The organism is Mesorhizobium sp. BR-1-1-10 (assembly GCF_020165595.1).
GTDB classification, from domain to species: domain Bacteria; phylum Pseudomonadota; class Alphaproteobacteria; order Rhizobiales; family Rhizobiaceae; genus Mesorhizobium; species Mesorhizobium australicum.
In genome coordinates, this window is sequence record NZ_JAIUIL010000013.1 from 106,089 (window position 1) to 120,621 (window position 14,533).

Consider the following 14,533-nt stretch of genomic DNA (forward strand, 5'->3'; position numbering starts at 1 on the left):
AACAAAGAGCTCTAGGCCGAGCGTACGCTCGGCTTGAGCAATACGAGGCTGCCATCCTGGCGGTCGGCGCCTCGCGCCCGAACACGCTTGCCGTGGCCGGTCAGGTCTCCGAACGCCTCGATCGGCGCCGGCTTGCCGAGATAATAGCCCTGGCCGATCTCGCAGGCCTCGGCGTCGAGGAACTTCAACTCGCCGAGCGTCTCGACGCCCTCCGCCAGCACCGGCAGACCCAGGCCGCGCCCCAGCCCGAGCACGGCGCGCACGATCGCCGCAACCTGGCCGTTGGTGTCGACGGACTTGATGAAGGAACCGTCGATCTTGATCTTGTCGAAAGGGAAGGCGCGAAGGTTGGAGAGGGAGGAATAGCCGGTTCCGAAATCATCCATGGCCACGCGCACGCCAAGCGCCTTGACCTGTCGCAAACTCGCCAGCGCGCGCGGCATGTCCTTCACCAGCGCCGTCTCGGTGATTTCGAGTTCCAGCCTGGCTGCCGCGAGACCGGACTTGAGCAAGGTCTCGTGCACCTTTCGGCTGAAGTTCGGATTGTGCAACTGCACCGCGGAGACGTTGACGGCCACCGTCAGTGGATTTTCCCAACTGGCGGCCTCCTGGCACGCTGCGGTCAGCACCCAATCTCCGATCTGGCCTATGGCGCCGCTGTCCTCCGCCAGCGGAATGAATATGGACGGGGGAACATCGCCGCGTTCGGGATGCCGCCAACGGATCAAGGCTTCGAAGCCGACCATTTTGCCGCTGCTGATCTCTTTCTGCGGCTGGTAGACGAGATAGAATTCGTCGCGCGCTACTGCCTGGCGCAGTTCGTGCTCCATGACGCGCTTGTCGCGAGCCTCGGCGCCCATCGACGCCTCGAAATAGCGATAGGTGTCCCTGCCTTCGGTCTTGGCGCGATAGAGCGCGGTATCCGCATGGCTGATGAGGCTGGCCTGGTCTTCCGCGTCCAGCGGATAGAGCGCGATGCCGATGCTCCCCGATACCAGCCCGCCACCCGCCGAGAGCCGGTTCTCCTCGCGCATCGCGGCGAGCACCGCGTCGGCGATCCGGCTCGCCGCCTGCGGGTCGGGCAGGTTGGGGGCGATGATGGCGAATTCGTCGCCGCCCAGGCGCGCCAGCATCTGTCCGTGGCGAAGAACGCCGGAGACGCAGTTCGCCACCTTCTGAAGCATCGCGTCGCCGGCGCCATGCCCATAAAGATCGTTCACCTCCTTGAACCGGTCGAGGTCGAGCAGCAGAAGCGCAAGATGCCCGCCCCTCGCGCCCTTGCCGGCTTTTGCGTCTCGGCTCGTGGCGGCGATTTCGGTATCAAGCCGGCTGGAAAAGCTACGGCGGTTGGCGAGCCCCGTCAGCGGATCGAAATGAGCGAGGCGAAGGATTTCCTGTTCCGCCTTCTTGCGTTCGCGAATGTCGCGGACGGCGACGACATTGTGAGGCTTGCCGCAATAGTCGATGCTTCTGGCGATCAGTTCGACGGGAATTCTCATCCCGTCGCGATTGCTTAGTTCCGCCTCCCACGGCTGTCCCTGGAAGTTGATCAGGTCGGATGCGGTGCGCTCATCGAAGAGGTCGCCAAGTTCCCTTCCGTTCAGTGTCGTGGCGACCATGCCGGTCAGCCTGGCCATGCTGTCGTTGACACTGACGATGCGATTGCCATCGCAGACGATCAGGCCTTCCACCGCGGCGTTGGCTAAGCCGTGCATGCGGTCGACCTCAAGCTTTTGGCGGCGGAAGCGAAGGTCGATCCACAGCGCGGTGGCCGAAAGCACCAGGATCACCAGAGTGGCCGCAGCGGCGGCGAAGGCCTGCGAGGTCGGTGCGACGGTGTGTTGGGATATGGCGATCGAGGAATCCGGGAAGATCGAGACGGCAGCCATGGCGATGAAGTGCAGGCCGCAGATTGCCAGCGTCAGCAAGACCGCACCGGCAAGCGTCGCAGGCAGCGACGAGCCGCGCAGGACGACGCGCAAAGCCAGCGCCGCGAGCGTCACGCCGGCCAGCAAGGAGACGGCGACGAGGAGCAGGTTCCATTCGATCCGGCCCTCGACCTCGAATGCCGCCATGCCGATGTAGTGCATGGCGGCAATACCGCCGCCCAGAACGGCGCCGCCGACCAGATGGTAATCAAGCTCGTCGCGCAAGGTGGCGACCCACATGCCGGCCGCCGTAACCGCCACCGCGCCAGCGAGCGAGAGTACTGAAAGTCCGGGATCATAGGCGTTGGGGATTCCCGGCGTGAAGGCAAGCATGGCGATGAAGTGCGTTGCCCAGATGCCGAAACCGGTCGAGGTGGAGGCGATCGTCAGCCAGGCAAGCCGATTTCGATCCGTCGAGCGACCTATGTGATGAAGAAGATTGACGGCTGAAAAACAGGAAATTCCACAAATCAGCGCTGCCAGTGCAACCAACCTCAGATCGTGCTGGTTCACGATGCAGTTATAGACCGTCAGCATCTTATTCCCCCTGGCCCGCAGGAAATAAAGAAAGAAATATGACTGATTAATGCTTGGCTGTTGAAGGATCGATAAAGCCGCCTGCAACCATAGCGTGCTTTTGCGGCGCAAGCTGACCGCAAGAGCACAGGCTAGGTCAGCCGCATCGATTGAAGACGACGGTTATTTCAGGCGGACGGTCACTGTCAGGGCGTCATGATCCGAGCTTGGGCTGCCATCCGGCAACACCGCCGGAAGAACCGCCGGCGCGCTGGCCGCGAGGCCCCGCGTGAAGAACCAGTCGATTCGGCCAACCGGCGTGCCGGCGGGCCGACGCTGGGTGGGCAGGTCCAAATTGTTGGCGGCCTGCCAATCATAGCCGCGCTCGGCAAGGGCCGCGAACAGCGGCTCGTGACGCTCGGCATGGATCAGCCGGTCCGGTTCGGCCATGACCCGAGCCATCCACGCCCGTGGGTCGTCATGGCGCTCCTCGTGGCTTGCCGTCAGCGTGTTGAAATCGCCGCCGAGCAGTACCGGCGCTTGCGCATCATAGTTGTCGATCGCGTCGAGGAGTTTGCGTGTCTGAGCTGCCCTGCCAGCCGGATCGGTTCGGTTTTCAAGGTGCACCGAGACGACCGTCATCCTGCGGTCGCCGATGCGCACCTGGCCGCCGATCGCCATGCGTCCGCCGATGCGCGGTTGGCCGCGCTCCGGCCGAAACCAGCCGCCGGCGGCGTCCAGGCGCACCAGGAAGGGTCGCAGCAACGGCATGCCACTGGTCACGGCATTGCCGTGAAAGCCTTCCGCGTTGGCGGCTTCACCGGTTGCCATGCGCTCGGCCTCGTTGCCGCCAGCGAGTTCGACGAACTCGACACCATAGGCGAAGGCATGGCCGAGCCGGTCGGCAAGCACGCTGAGCGGATGGCCGTTGCCGGAGCGTGCCATGCCCTTGTCCACCTCGGACAACAGCACGATTTCGGGGGCCTGCCCGGCAAGCGTTCGTGCAATGGCATCGACATGACGGAGCCGCTCGACGTTCCAGGCCACCACCTTCAAGGCCTCGCCGACGTTCGCGCGCGACGCCTTGCCGCCGATTTCGATCTGGCCAAGAGCCGGAATGCGGCTGCATGCCGCAAATGGGTGGCGCTGTCGCGCGGGCCTTCGCGCATCGCCTGCCTGTCGGTAATGGGCACGTGCGTCAGCTGCTTCACCAGCATTTCATCATCCCCTTTAGCCGGGTAACAATGACGGCCTTTACGTCCTTGGCAGTCGCCCTAGCTACCTAAGGCGCCGGTGTGACGTTTTCATGCCGCTGTAGCCGCCGGAGGGGAGGAAAGACCAGCTGTGCACAGGCCCGGGAGCCACAACAGAACTGTCACATACCTTCTCTAAGAGAGCGGGCAAGGACTTGCGCAAGACCCTTGTCAACAGTCATTCAAGAGGGAAGAAATCATGACGATCATCAAGCGGGGCTTTGCTGCCCTTGCCGCTGGCGTGCTCAGCTCCGCGCTGGCGATGCCTGCCTTCGCGGAACCGACAAAATTCGATTTCTGGTTTGGTCTTTCGGGCGATCTCGCCCGGGTCGTGGACACGCTGTGCAAGAATTTCAACGCCTCGCAGAAGGACTATGAAGTCGTCTGCACCAGCCAGGGCAATTACGACGCCACCTTGCAGAACACCATTGCCGCCTTCCGCGCCGGCAAGCAGCCCACCGTCGTTCAGGTCTATGACGTCGGCACCGCCACCATGATGCTGTCGGGTGCCTACAAGCCGGCCGACAAGCTCATGGAAGAAAATGGCTACAAGATCGACTACGCCGATTATTTCCCAGGCATCGCCCGCTATTACGCCACCTCGAAAGGCGAGATGCTGTCCTTCCCGTTCAACTCGTCTACGGCGTTGATGTACTGGAACAAGGACGCCTTCGCCAAGATCGGCAAGACCGAAGCCCCGAAGACCTGGGAAGACGTCGGCGCCGACCTCAAGGCAATGAAGGACGCCGGCTATGAATGCCCGATGGCGATCAACATCTCGGCCAACGAAAGCTGGCAGCTGATGGAGCAGTTCTCCGCCATTCACAACCAGCCGATCGCTACCAAGAACAATGGCTATGACGGCCTCGACGCCCGCCTCGAAGTCAACAAGACCAAGTTCGTGCAGTACGTCACCGACCTCAAGAAGTGGTATGATGCCGGCCTGATCAAGATCAAGTCGAAGGATCTCGGCCAGGATATGGTCCAGGCCTTTGCCACCGGCACCTGCCAGGTCATCCTGACCTCGGTCGGCGATCACGGCACGGTTGGCCGTACGCAGAAGGAAGGCATGAACTGGGACGTCGGCGAACTGCCCGTCTATGCCGGCACGGAGCGCAAGAACTCGCTCGTCGGCGGCGCATCGCTGTGGGTTCTCTCGGGCAAGTCGGATGCTGAATACAAGGGCGCGGCCGCGTTCCTCAACTTCATCCATGATCCGAAGACCGCCCTGTTCTGGTCGACCAACACCGGTTACATCCCGGTGACCAAGTCGGGCTTCGACTACATGAAGGGCCAGGGCTTTTACGACAAGGCGCCTTACAAGGGCCGCGAAGTCGCGATCGCCAGCCTGACCGCCTCCGAGCCGACCGAAATCACCCGCGGCATCCGCCTGGGCAATTTCACCCAGATCCGCGCCGAGTTCGGCACCCAGATGCAGGCGATCTTCGCCAACAAGGTGAGCGTGCAGGAAGGCCTCGATACGCTGGTCAAGAACGGCGACGCCATCCTCGACCGCTTCCAGCAGACATATCCAGGCAAGACCCTGCCCTGATCCAGGGATTTCCCAGACCGCCCGCCGACCCATTTGAGCATGATCCCGAAGACCGGTTTCCAGTTTTCGGGATCATGCCTGGGTCGACGGGCGGGCATTTCGTTATTAATCTCTCGCTTGCTTTAAGCTGACCACCCTGCGGCAACGGCGGACCGATGGAAAAACGCGTCACTTTCGGCAGTTGGACAATCGGCATTCTTTTCGCGGTGCCGCAGCTCCTGCTGATCTTCACCTTCTTCTACTGGCCTGCCGGCCAGGCCGTATACTGGTCGCTGACGCTGCAGCAGCCCTGGGGCGGCGGCAACATCTGGGTCGGTCTCGACAATTTCCGCTCGATCCTGGCCAACGCCGATTACTGGAACTCGATCACCGCCAGCCTTGTCTTTGCCGGCATCAGCACCGGGCTTGCGATGTTCGTCGCGCTCGTGCTCGCCGCGCTCACCGACCGCCAGCTAGCCGGCTCATGGCTGTATCGCGTGGTGCTGATCTGGCCCTATGGCATCGCCGCGCCCGCCCTGGCGCTGGCATTCCGCTTCATCCTGGCGCCGGAAGCCGGCTTCATGGCCGTCGTCAACCAGGTCTGGCCCGGCTTCTGGGATCCCGGCCTGGACGGCGCCGACGCCATGGCTTCGATCATCATCGCCTTTTCCTGGAAGTATGTCGGCTACAACTTCATCTTCTTCCTCGCCGCGTTCCAGGCGATCCCGCGTTCCCTGATCGAAGCCGCCGCGATGGACGGCTCTGGTGTCATGAGGCGCTTCTGGGACATCCAGTTTCCGCTGATCACCCCGACCATCTTCTTCCTGCTTGTCATCAACATCACGGAAAGCTTCCAGGATTCCTTCGGCATCGTCGACATCATGACGTCCGGTGGGCCGGCGAATGCCACCAATCTGATGGTCTACAAGATCTACTCCGACGGCTTCAAAGGCCTCGATTACTCCGGTGCCGCCGCGCAGAGCATCATCCTGATGCTGCTCATCATCGTGCTGACCATTTTCCAGTTCCGCTTCATCGAGCGGCGCGTCCATTACAGGTGAGACTGATATGGTCGAGCGCACCCCGTTCCTCAATTTTTTCACGCACCTGATCTTGTTCGTCGGCTTCGTTTTCTGTGTGGCGCCGTTCGCCATCGTGGCGATCGCGGCCTCGCATAATCTCAGGGATGTCAACGACGTGCCGATGTCGCTGCTGCCGGGTAGCGATTTCTGGATCAACATCAAGACCGCCTGGGTGACGGCCGACCTTGGTCCCAAGCTGCTGAACAGCTTCATCGTTGCGACCGGCGTTGCCGCAGGCAAAGTGATCGTCTCGGCGCTGACCGCCTTCGCGATCGTCTATTTCCGATTTCCCGGACGCACGCTGATCTTCTGGCTGATCTTCATCACTCTGATGCTGCCGCTTGAAGTGCGCATCGTGCCGACCTACGCGGTGGTCGCCAACGTGCTCGAGCCGTATCAGGCTATCCTGGACGTGACCGGCCTGAGCTGGCTGATCGAAACGGTTTCGGGCGTGCAGGTCCACCTCAGCGTTGGGCTGCTCAACTCCTATCCCGGCCTAATTCTGCCGCTGGTCGCCACGGCGACCGGGACGTTCCTTTATCGCCAATTCTTCCTGACCGTGCCGGACGAATTGACGGAGGCCGCACGCATGGATGGCGCCGGGCCACTGCGCTTCTTCATCGATATCCTGTTGCCGCTGTCGCGCAACAACATGGCGGCGCTCGGGACCATCATGTTCCTGTGGGCATGGAACCAGTATCTATGGCCGCTGCTCATCACCACCGACCAGTCGCATGCGATGGCGGTGACCGAGCTCAAGCAGCTCATCCCCAACGTCGGCGGCACTCCGGAGTGGCATATCGCCATGGCCGGCACTCTCATCATTATGCTGCCGCCGATGATCGTCGTGGTGCTGATGCAGCGCTGGTTCGTGCGCGGCCTGATCGCCACCGAGAAGTAACAAGGAGACAAAAAATGGCCTCCATCGCAATACGCGGCGTCAAGAAGAACTATGCCAAGACGCAGGTCGTGCACGGCGTGGATCTCGACTTTGCCTCGGGCGAATTCGTCGTCATTCTCGGGCCGTCCGGCTGCGGCAAGTCCACGCTGCTCAGGATGATCGCGGGGCTGGAAGAAATTTCCGACGGCACGATCGCCATAGACGGCACGGTGGTCAACAAACTCGAGCCACGCGAGCGCGGCTGCGCCATGGTGTTCCAGAATTACGCGCTTTATCCGCATATGAGCGTGGCCCAGAACATCGGCTATTCGCTGAAAGTCGCCGGTGTTCCCTCGGCCGAGCGCAACCAGCGCATCCAGGCGGTGGCCCGCACACTGGAACTCGAGCAACTGCTCGACCGCAAGCCGATGGCGCTTTCGGGTGGCCAGAGGCAACGCGTCGCCATGGGCCGCGCCATGATCCGCGAGCCGAAGGTGTTCCTGTTCGACGAGCCTCTGTCCAATCTCGACGCCAAGCTGCGCGTGCAGATGCGTTCGGAGATCCGCAAGCTGCATCGCCGGCTGAATGCCACCTCCGTCTTCGTCACCCACGACCAGGTAGAGGCCATGACATTGGCCGACCGACTGGTGGTGATGAATGGGGGACGGGTCGAACAGGTCGGCACGCCAGGTGAAATCTACACCCGCCCGGCCAGCCGCTTCGTCGCCACCTTCGTCGGCGCGCCGGCCATGAACATCCTCGAAGGCACCGCCGAACTCGACGGATTGTCGCTGCTCGGCGGCAGCCGGCGCCTGGCGATGGCTCGCGCCGGCCTGCCGGTCGGCACGAAAGTGGCGATGGGCATCCGGCCGGAGGCGGTGCGGCTGGTGGCGCCGGGAACGCCGGGCGCGCTCGATGCGACTGTCGACCTAGTCGAGGAATTGGGCGCGGGGCGGGTGATCTATGTCGACCTCGACGGCGCGCCGTTTTCGGTGATGACCTCGGAGCCCGTTCACCCCGAGCCCGGCAGCACCGTCGGCCTGAAGATCTCGCCTGACGACATGCACTTCTTCTCGTCGGAGACAGGCACCCGTCTCGATGTCTTCAAGGCTTCGGTGCCAGAGCCAGCGCTTTGATTTCCAGCACGCGCGCCGCCAAAGAGACGTACATGAAAATCATCCAGGTCACCGACGTGCATCTCGGTCGGCAAGGTGAGCGCCGCTATGGGGCCGACCTGCACCAGCGGCTGGATCAGTGCATCGCGCACATCAATGCGCATCACGCCGACGCCGCGCTTTGCGTCTTCACCGGCGACCTGACGGAGACCGGTGCGCCGCGGAGCTATGCCGATCTGCGCGCTGCCCTGACCACGCTGTCGGTGCCGTACAGGCTGCTGCCGGGCAACCATGACCGGCGGGCAAATCTCATCGCCGCGTTTCCCGACGTTCCGGTCGACGAAAACGGCTTCGTGCAGTCGGTCCACGATACCGGCAACGAAGTGCTGTTGTTTCTCGACTGCCTGGCGGAAGGGCGCATCGAGGGCGAACTGTGCGAGAGGCGGCTTGCCTGGCTCGAAGCCCGGCTGGAACGGTCGGGCGGCCGGCCCGCTTACGTGTTCCTGCATCATCCGCCGGTCGCGCTCGGCCTGCCTCAACTCGATCCGCTGGCGCTTCAACAGCCCGAGCGGTTGCTCGACTTGTTGCGGGGCCATGGCAACGTCCGCCATATCTTCTTCGGCCATGTCCATCGCGACATTGCCGGCACCGTTGCCGGCATTCCGTTCTCGGCGCAGCGCGGCTTGCATGCCCGCTTCGAGCTCGCCCTCGAGCGATCGAGCGAGATCGTCGAACAAGCGCCGCCGTCCTACGCCGTCATCCTCATCGACAGCGCCAACGCGTGCGTGGTGGTGCACGGTTGCGATTTTATCGAGCAATGGCCGATCTATTCAGCCGAAACCGGCGAACGCATCACGGCGTGAGCTTGCCACTTCGCTTTGGTTCAAGGGCTTAAAATCGTCGGGCTCAGGCAAAGACGTGCGCCTTGCCCGATACGGTCAGCCGCACGATCTCGCCGATCGCCGGCGCGTCCATGCCGGATTTGCGCAGGATCAGCGGCGTGCCGCCGATGGCCGCGGCGTCGGGCGGATCGGAATTGTTCAGGAGCCGCACCGCGATCGTGCATGTCGAGCCGGCGAATTCCGATTCCGTCACCTCGCCGAACGGCATGTCCGATGTGCCCGACATGCCCTCGCGCGAGGTGCGTTTCAGGCCGATCTGTTCCGGCCGCAGCATGATACGGGCGACATCGCGGCTGTCCGGCGCGTCGACGGCGATGCGGCCCAGCGGCGAACTGGCGAAGCCGCCCGAAATGCTCGCCGGCAGGATGATGGCATCGCCGAGGAACTCGGCGATCATCCTGTCCTTCGGCTTGAGATAGAGCTCGCGCGGCGTGCCGACCTGGGAAAATTTTCCATCGCGCATTACCGCCACCTGGCTGGCGAAGGAGAGTGCCTCGGCCTGGTCGTGCGTCACCAGGATGGTGGTGATGCCAGCCGCCTCCAGAAGTTCGGCCACCGCCTTGCGCATCGAGGCGCGCAGGCCGGTGTCGAGTGCCGAGAACGGCTCGTCGAGCAGCATCAGCCGCGGCTTCATCGCCATGGCCCGGGCCAGCGCCACGCGCTGCTGCTGGCCGCCGGAGAGCTCGTGCGGGCGGCGTTTGAGGATCGCCTTGTCGAGTCCCACGATGTAGGCAAGTTCGACGATGCGCTCGGCGCGCCTGTCGTCGTCCCGTGCCATGCCGAAGCCGATATTGTCCGAGATGGTCAGATGCGGGAACAGGGCGCCGTCCTGCGCCACCACGCCGATGCCGCGGCGATGCGCCGGGACAGCGGCGCCGCCATTGGCCAGCACCTGCCCGTCGAGTACGATGCGGCCTTGGTCAGGCGCCTCGAAGCCGGCGATCAGCCGCAGCAAGGTCGTCTTGCCGCAGCCGGAAGGTCCCACGATCGCCGTGCGGCTGCCGCTGGCGACGTTCAGGTTGACGCCGGCCAGTGCGGCTACCGGGCCGTAGTGCTTGTGCAGATTGCCGAGTTCGAGAAAGCTCATCGTCCTGCCATCCGCTTCGACTGGACGTAGAGCAGCCAGGTCAGGGGCAGCGACATCGCCACCATGATGAAGGCGTAAGGAGCCGCCGAGGCGTAATCGATCTCGCTGCTGTAGGACCAGAACGCCATGGCCAGTGTGCGGGTGCCGTTCGGCGCCAGCATCTGGGTCGCGGTCAGTTCGTTCATGATGCCGAGCGCCACCAGCGCCATGCCAGCCGCCGCACCGGGCGCCGACAGGCGGATCGTCGTCGACCACAGCGCATCGAGCGGCCGCCGGCCGAGGCTGGACGCGGCGCGTTCGAGCTCGACCGGCGCTTGCGCGATCGATGCACGCAGGCTGACCAGCGCGCGCGGCAGGAACATCAGTGCGTAGGCGACCAGGATAGTGAACAGGGTCTGGTAGAGCGGCAGTGCGATGCGCACCGTGATGGTGACCAGCGCCAGCGCGATCACGACCCCGGGCAGCGAGCCGACGATGTAATTGCATCCCTCGAGCAAGCGCTGCAACGGACCCGGCGCGCGGATAGAGATCCAGGCCATCGGCATGGCCGCGACAGTGGCAAGCAGGGCGCCAGCGAGGGACAGGAACAGCGTCTGGCCGAGTGCCAGGCCGATCTCGTCGAAGCGCCAGACATCGGCGCCGCCGGCGGCGAGCCAGCGCCCGATGGTCACGAACGGAACGCCAAGCGCCAGCAATGTGGTGACGGCGAGCAGCAGCAAGCTGGGCAGGGTGGCGCGGCCGAGGTTCATTCGTTGCTGGTATCGCGCGGCACCCGAGCCGACACGGGCATAACGCTCCTCGCCGCGGACCAGCACTTCGAGGCCGAGCAGCACGAAGCAGCAGGTCACCAGCACGCCGGCCAGCATGTTGGCGGCCGGGCCGTTGAAGGTCGACTGGAACTGATCGACGATCGCGGTCGTGAAGGTGTCGAAGCGAATGAAGACATAGAGGCCATATTCGGCCAGCAGATGCAGGCCGACCAACAGCGAGCCGCCGCATATTGCGAGCCTGAGCTGCGGCAGCACGACGCGCCAGAACACGCGCCAGGGTCCATGGCCAAGTGCCGCGGCCGCGTCCTCGAGAGCGGGATCGAGACGGCGCAGGGCCGCCGACACCGGCAGATAGAGGAAAGGGAAATAGGCGATGACGGACACCAGCACGCCAGCCCACAGGCCGTGCAGCCCGGGCACGAGGGTGATCCAGGCATAGGAGTGCACGAAAGCGGGGATGGCGAGCGGCGCCACGCAGAGCCAGGACCACAGCCGGGCACCGGGCAGGTCGCTGCGTTCCGTCAGCCAGGCCAGCGTCACCGACAAGGTGATGGCGATCGGCACCGCCAGCAGGACGAGCAGGCCGGTGTTGACCAGCAGTTCGCCGACACGCGGCCGAAAGACCAGTGCCGAGACCGTCTCCCAGCCGGTCTGCACCGCGATCCAGATGATGAAAGCGAGCGGCAGTAGCGCCAGCAGGGAGACAAATATGGCGGCGGCGACAAGCCAAGGCGCAGCCCGCCGCTGCGCCCGTCGACGCATCTTGGGCGGCAGGCCGGGACGCGCGAGATCGACCTCGGACTGCATCAGTTCAGGCGCCATACCGTTGCGACGCGGCAGCGGCAATCATGGGACCACGGTCGCGGTCAGGAACGAAGCGTGTCGTCATGGACGAATGCATCTCGAAACAAAACGCTCCCGCGAAAGGTGAATTCCCGCGGGAGCACGATCTGACGTCCTTATTAGGAAGAACGGCAACTAAAGCAAGCCGGCTGCCGTCATCAGGTCGGTGACCTTCCTGGAGTTCAGCGTCGTGGCATCGACCTTCGGCGCCTGCAGGTCGGCCAGTGGCACCAGCTTCGGATTGGACTGCGCGCCCTTGCCGACCGCGTATTCGAAGGAGGTTCCGTTCTTCAGCACGTCCTGGCCGTTCTTGCCGGTCACCCATTTCAGGAAGGCCTGGGCTTCCTTGGGATGCTTGCTCGAGGCCAGCACGCCGCCGCCGGAAACCGATACGAAAGCGCCCGGATCCTGGTTCTTGAAATAGTGCAGCGCGACGTTCTTGGAGTTTTCGCCGGTTTTGGCCTGATCGCCAAAGTAGTAGTAGTGGTAGATCACGCCGCCTTCGATCTCACCGGCATTGACCGCCTTCATCACGGTGCTGTTGCCCTTGTAGGCGGTGAAGTTCTCCTTCATCGCCTTCAGCCAGTCGGCCGTGGCGGGCTCGCCCTTGAGCTGCAGCAAAGCGCTCACGATGGCCTGGAAATCGGCGCCGGAAGGCGAAGCCGCCCAGCGGCCCTTCCAGCTCGGGTCGGCGAGATCGAGCATCGACTTGGGCAGCTGGTCTGCCTTGAGCTTGGTGGTGTTATAAGCAAACACGGTGCTGCGCGCGGCCACGCCCACCCATTTGCCGCTGGTGGCCTGATAGTCTTGCGGGACTTGAGCCAGCGTATCGGCGTCGACCGGCGCGAACAGGCCGGCATTTTCGACCAGCACCATGGCCGGCGAATTTTCCGTCAGGAACACGTCGGCGGGCGAGGCGGCGCCTTCGGCGACGATCTGGTTGGAGAAGTCGCTGTCACCGCCGTTGCGCAAGGTGACCTTTATCCCCGTCTCCTTGGTGAACCCTTCCGCCCATTCCTTCGCCAGGCTTTCATGCTGGGCGTTATAGACGACGATGCCGGCATCTTCGGCCGTCGCCGGACCAGCGGCGAGGCTGATTGCAAGCGCGGCTACGCTGGCAAGGGCAAGAAGGGGGGATTTCATAAGGGTACTCCTCGGGTTGTCCCGCACTGGGGTGCGTCCGAGTACCAATTCATGAATGCACTAGTCAAGATTGAAAGACGACGGGCATCATCACGGTTTCGCGTGTCGGACGCCGATGGCATCACCCGATATGCGGGGCTGGTGGCTGCTCCTGCGGGATGCAGCCATCGACCATCGGATGAATGGTCCACCGCTGGTCCAGCCCCTGCTGTGTTCGTTTGGTCTCGGGATCGAACGCTTCGTTCAGCATGGCGCACCAGGTCCTGCGCAGATTGTCGCAGCGCGCCCGGAACGCTGCGCTGCCAAGCCCGTCACGGATATCCTGCGCGGTCAGGTCGGTGGTCTCGCCCGGCGGTTTGGGCGGAACCGTGCCCGTGTCGGCAAAGTCCGGATCCCACTGCAGATAGTGTTTCGCGTCGACACTGGCGGCCGCATCGAATTTGACCACCGCCATCAGCGGATGAAACTCGTGCCAGCCCTTGTGGTAGCCGTCATAGACATGTTCGCCGAGGACGGCGACATGATCGCCCATCCTGATGGGACCGAGCGCCTTGTCGCCGACATTGGCGTCCTCGACATTGCCGGGGTTCCAGTTGAACAATCCCTGCAGGACCGGCTTGACCCCGCCGAAATAGGATGCCGCTCCGCCGATGGCGCCGCCAATGGCCGCTCCGAGCAATCCTCCCAGGAACGAGCCGATGGCGCAGCCCAGCGCACCCAGGAAGAACGATCCTATGGCGCAGCCGACAGCCGCTCCGGCACTGGCGCCGGCAGCCGCCGCGGCCACCGTGACGACCAGGGCCGCCGTCAGCAGGATGACGATGGCCGGCGCCCATTGGCGCATCTTGATCCAGAAGTCGCCCTCGGCCTCGCAGTGCAGGCCCCAGCGGGCATGATCGTCGGCCGGTGCGTAGCCCAGATCCGTCTTCAGGTCGTCGCGCGGCAACAGCAGCTCATGACCCTGAAAGCCGTCATTGAGAATATCGTTGGCCGGATGGGCCGCGACGCTGGCGGCGAATTCCGCCGCGACGGTGCCGTCGGCATTGTAGCGATTGGCCGCCGCCAAGGCCGCCTCGTTGGTCTCGGCGTTGAGAATTTCCGTCGTCGGATGCGGCATCAGTATGACGTCGAAATACTGGTCGTTGTCGAAGGCGCCGAGATCGCTGCGGAACGGATTGTAGGAGACGATGCCGACGGCGCATTTCGGATTGTCCTTGTCGAGGCAGACCAGGCGGTGGTTGAGCCATTCCCCGGCGGCCTTGTCGATCGTCGCGGTGGCGGACGCCAGAAATGCGATTGCCGCGGCAAGTGCCGCACCGACCGGCCCCAGCAGCAGGCCGAAGGCGGCCGCCAACCCGGTGATCACGATGATCTGCAGCGCCTGGCCGGCGAGGAAAGCCAGCCGATCGTCCTCGTTGTAGGGCTTGCCACCGACCGGATAGAGAAAGCAGCTCGTATAGTACTTGTAAGCCATCGGAGCGCC

At 63.7% G+C, this 14,533-nt stretch carries 11 protein-coding genes; 5 read left to right on the top strand and 6 right to left on the bottom strand.

Annotated elements, in window-relative coordinates; all coding sequences use genetic code 11:
- Window positions 1-11: 11 nt before the first annotated feature.
- Window positions 12-2,465 (bottom strand): EAL domain-containing protein, encoded by a 2,454-nt coding sequence (locus LB555_RS25040; protein ID WP_140616835.1) that lies wholly within the window; start codon window positions 2,463-2,465, stop codon window positions 12-14.
- A 162-nt stretch (window positions 2,466-2,627) separates the two neighbouring features.
- Entirely contained in the window at window positions 2,628-3,494 is an 867-nt protein-coding gene (locus LB555_RS25045; RefSeq protein ID WP_224684057.1) for an endonuclease/exonuclease/phosphatase family protein, read from the bottom strand.
- Window positions 3,495-3,896: 402 nt separating this feature from the next.
- Between LB555_RS25045 and LB555_RS25050 the strand changes: the two genes are divergently transcribed.
- The 5 genes from LB555_RS25050 to LB555_RS25070 all read left to right on the top strand — a co-directional run bounded on the left by LB555_RS25050 (window position 3,897) and on the right by LB555_RS25070 (window position 9,168).
- The gene (locus tag LB555_RS25050) at window positions 3,897-5,249 is read left to right on the top strand and encodes an extracellular solute-binding protein (RefSeq protein WP_224684034.1); all 1,353 of its coding nucleotides are present in this window, start codon (window positions 3,897-3,899) and stop codon (window positions 5,247-5,249) included.
- A 155-nt stretch (window positions 5,250-5,404) separates the two neighbouring features.
- Window positions 5,405-6,289, top strand: a complete 885-nt coding sequence (locus LB555_RS25055) for a carbohydrate ABC transporter permease (protein WP_015315549.1) — start codon at window positions 5,405-5,407, stop codon at window positions 6,287-6,289.
- 7 nt (window positions 6,290-6,296) lie between these two features.
- Window positions 6,297-7,211, top strand: a complete 915-nt coding sequence (locus LB555_RS25060) for an ABC transporter permease subunit (RefSeq protein ID WP_015315550.1) — start codon at window positions 6,297-6,299, stop codon at window positions 7,209-7,211.
- A gap of 14 nt (window positions 7,212-7,225) precedes the next feature.
- Window positions 7,226-8,326, top strand: coding sequence for a sn-glycerol-3-phosphate import ATP-binding protein UgpC (locus LB555_RS25065; protein ID WP_015315551.1), 1,101 nt, complete (start codon window positions 7,226-7,228; stop codon window positions 8,324-8,326).
- Window positions 8,327-8,358: 32 nt separating this feature from the next.
- Complete coding sequence (locus LB555_RS25070) at window positions 8,359-9,168, top strand: phosphodiesterase (RefSeq protein ID WP_015315552.1); 810 nt, start codon at window positions 8,359-8,361, stop codon at window positions 9,166-9,168.
- 43 nt (window positions 9,169-9,211) lie between these two features.
- Here the strand turns inward: LB555_RS25070 and LB555_RS25075 are convergent, their stop codons facing one another.
- The 4 genes from LB555_RS25075 to LB555_RS25090 all read right to left on the bottom strand — a co-directional run bounded on the left by LB555_RS25075 (window position 9,212) and on the right by LB555_RS25090 (window position 14,524).
- A complete protein-coding gene (locus tag LB555_RS25075) occupies window positions 9,212-10,294 on the bottom strand; it encodes an ABC transporter ATP-binding protein (protein ID WP_224684035.1) in 1,083 nt (360 codons plus the stop codon).
- On the bottom strand, window positions 10,291-11,871 hold the full coding sequence (locus LB555_RS25080) for an ABC transporter permease (protein ID WP_411970794.1): 1,581 nt from the start codon (window positions 11,869-11,871) through the stop codon (window positions 10,291-10,293). The genes LB555_RS25075 and LB555_RS25080 overlap by 4 nt, the downstream gene beginning before the upstream one ends.
- Window positions 11,872-12,042: 171 nt before the next feature.
- On the bottom strand, window positions 12,043-13,050 hold the full coding sequence (locus tag LB555_RS25085) for an iron ABC transporter substrate-binding protein (protein WP_015315555.1): 1,008 nt from the start codon (window positions 13,048-13,050) through the stop codon (window positions 12,043-12,045).
- A gap of 121 nt (window positions 13,051-13,171) precedes the next feature.
- Complete coding sequence (locus tag LB555_RS25090) at window positions 13,172-14,524, bottom strand: hypothetical protein (RefSeq protein ID WP_224684036.1); 1,353 nt, start codon at window positions 14,522-14,524, stop codon at window positions 13,172-13,174.
- Window positions 14,525-14,533: the final 9 nt, after the last annotated feature.

Coding starts and splice junctions, on each gene's coding strand:
- LB555_RS25040 (WP_140616835.1), bottom strand. CDS start 2,465: ATGCTGACGGTCTATAACTGCATCGTGAACCAGCACGATCTGAGGTTG.
- LB555_RS25050 (WP_224684034.1), top strand. CDS start 3,897: ATGACGATCATCAAGCGGGGCTTTGCTGCCCTTGCCGCTGGCGTGCTC.
- LB555_RS25055 (WP_015315549.1), top strand. CDS start 5,405: ATGGAAAAACGCGTCACTTTCGGCAGTTGGACAATCGGCATTCTTTTC.
- LB555_RS25060 (WP_015315550.1), top strand. CDS start 6,297: ATGGTCGAGCGCACCCCGTTCCTCAATTTTTTCACGCACCTGATCTTG.
- LB555_RS25065 (WP_015315551.1), top strand. CDS start 7,226: ATGGCCTCCATCGCAATACGCGGCGTCAAGAAGAACTATGCCAAGACG.
- LB555_RS25070 (WP_015315552.1), top strand. CDS start 8,359: ATGAAAATCATCCAGGTCACCGACGTGCATCTCGGTCGGCAAGGTGAG.
- LB555_RS25075 (WP_224684035.1), bottom strand. CDS start 10,294: ATGAGCTTTCTCGAACTCGGCAATCTGCACAAGCACTACGGCCCGGTA.
- LB555_RS25080 (WP_411970794.1), bottom strand. CDS start 11,871: ATGCAGTCCGAGGTCGATCTCGCGCGTCCCGGCCTGCCGCCCAAGATG.
- LB555_RS25085 (WP_015315555.1), bottom strand. CDS start 13,050: ATGAAATCCCCCCTTCTTGCCCTTGCCAGCGTAGCCGCGCTTGCAATC.
- LB555_RS25090 (WP_224684036.1), bottom strand. CDS start 14,524: ATGGCTTACAAGTACTATACGAGCTGCTTTCTCTATCCGGTCGGTGGC.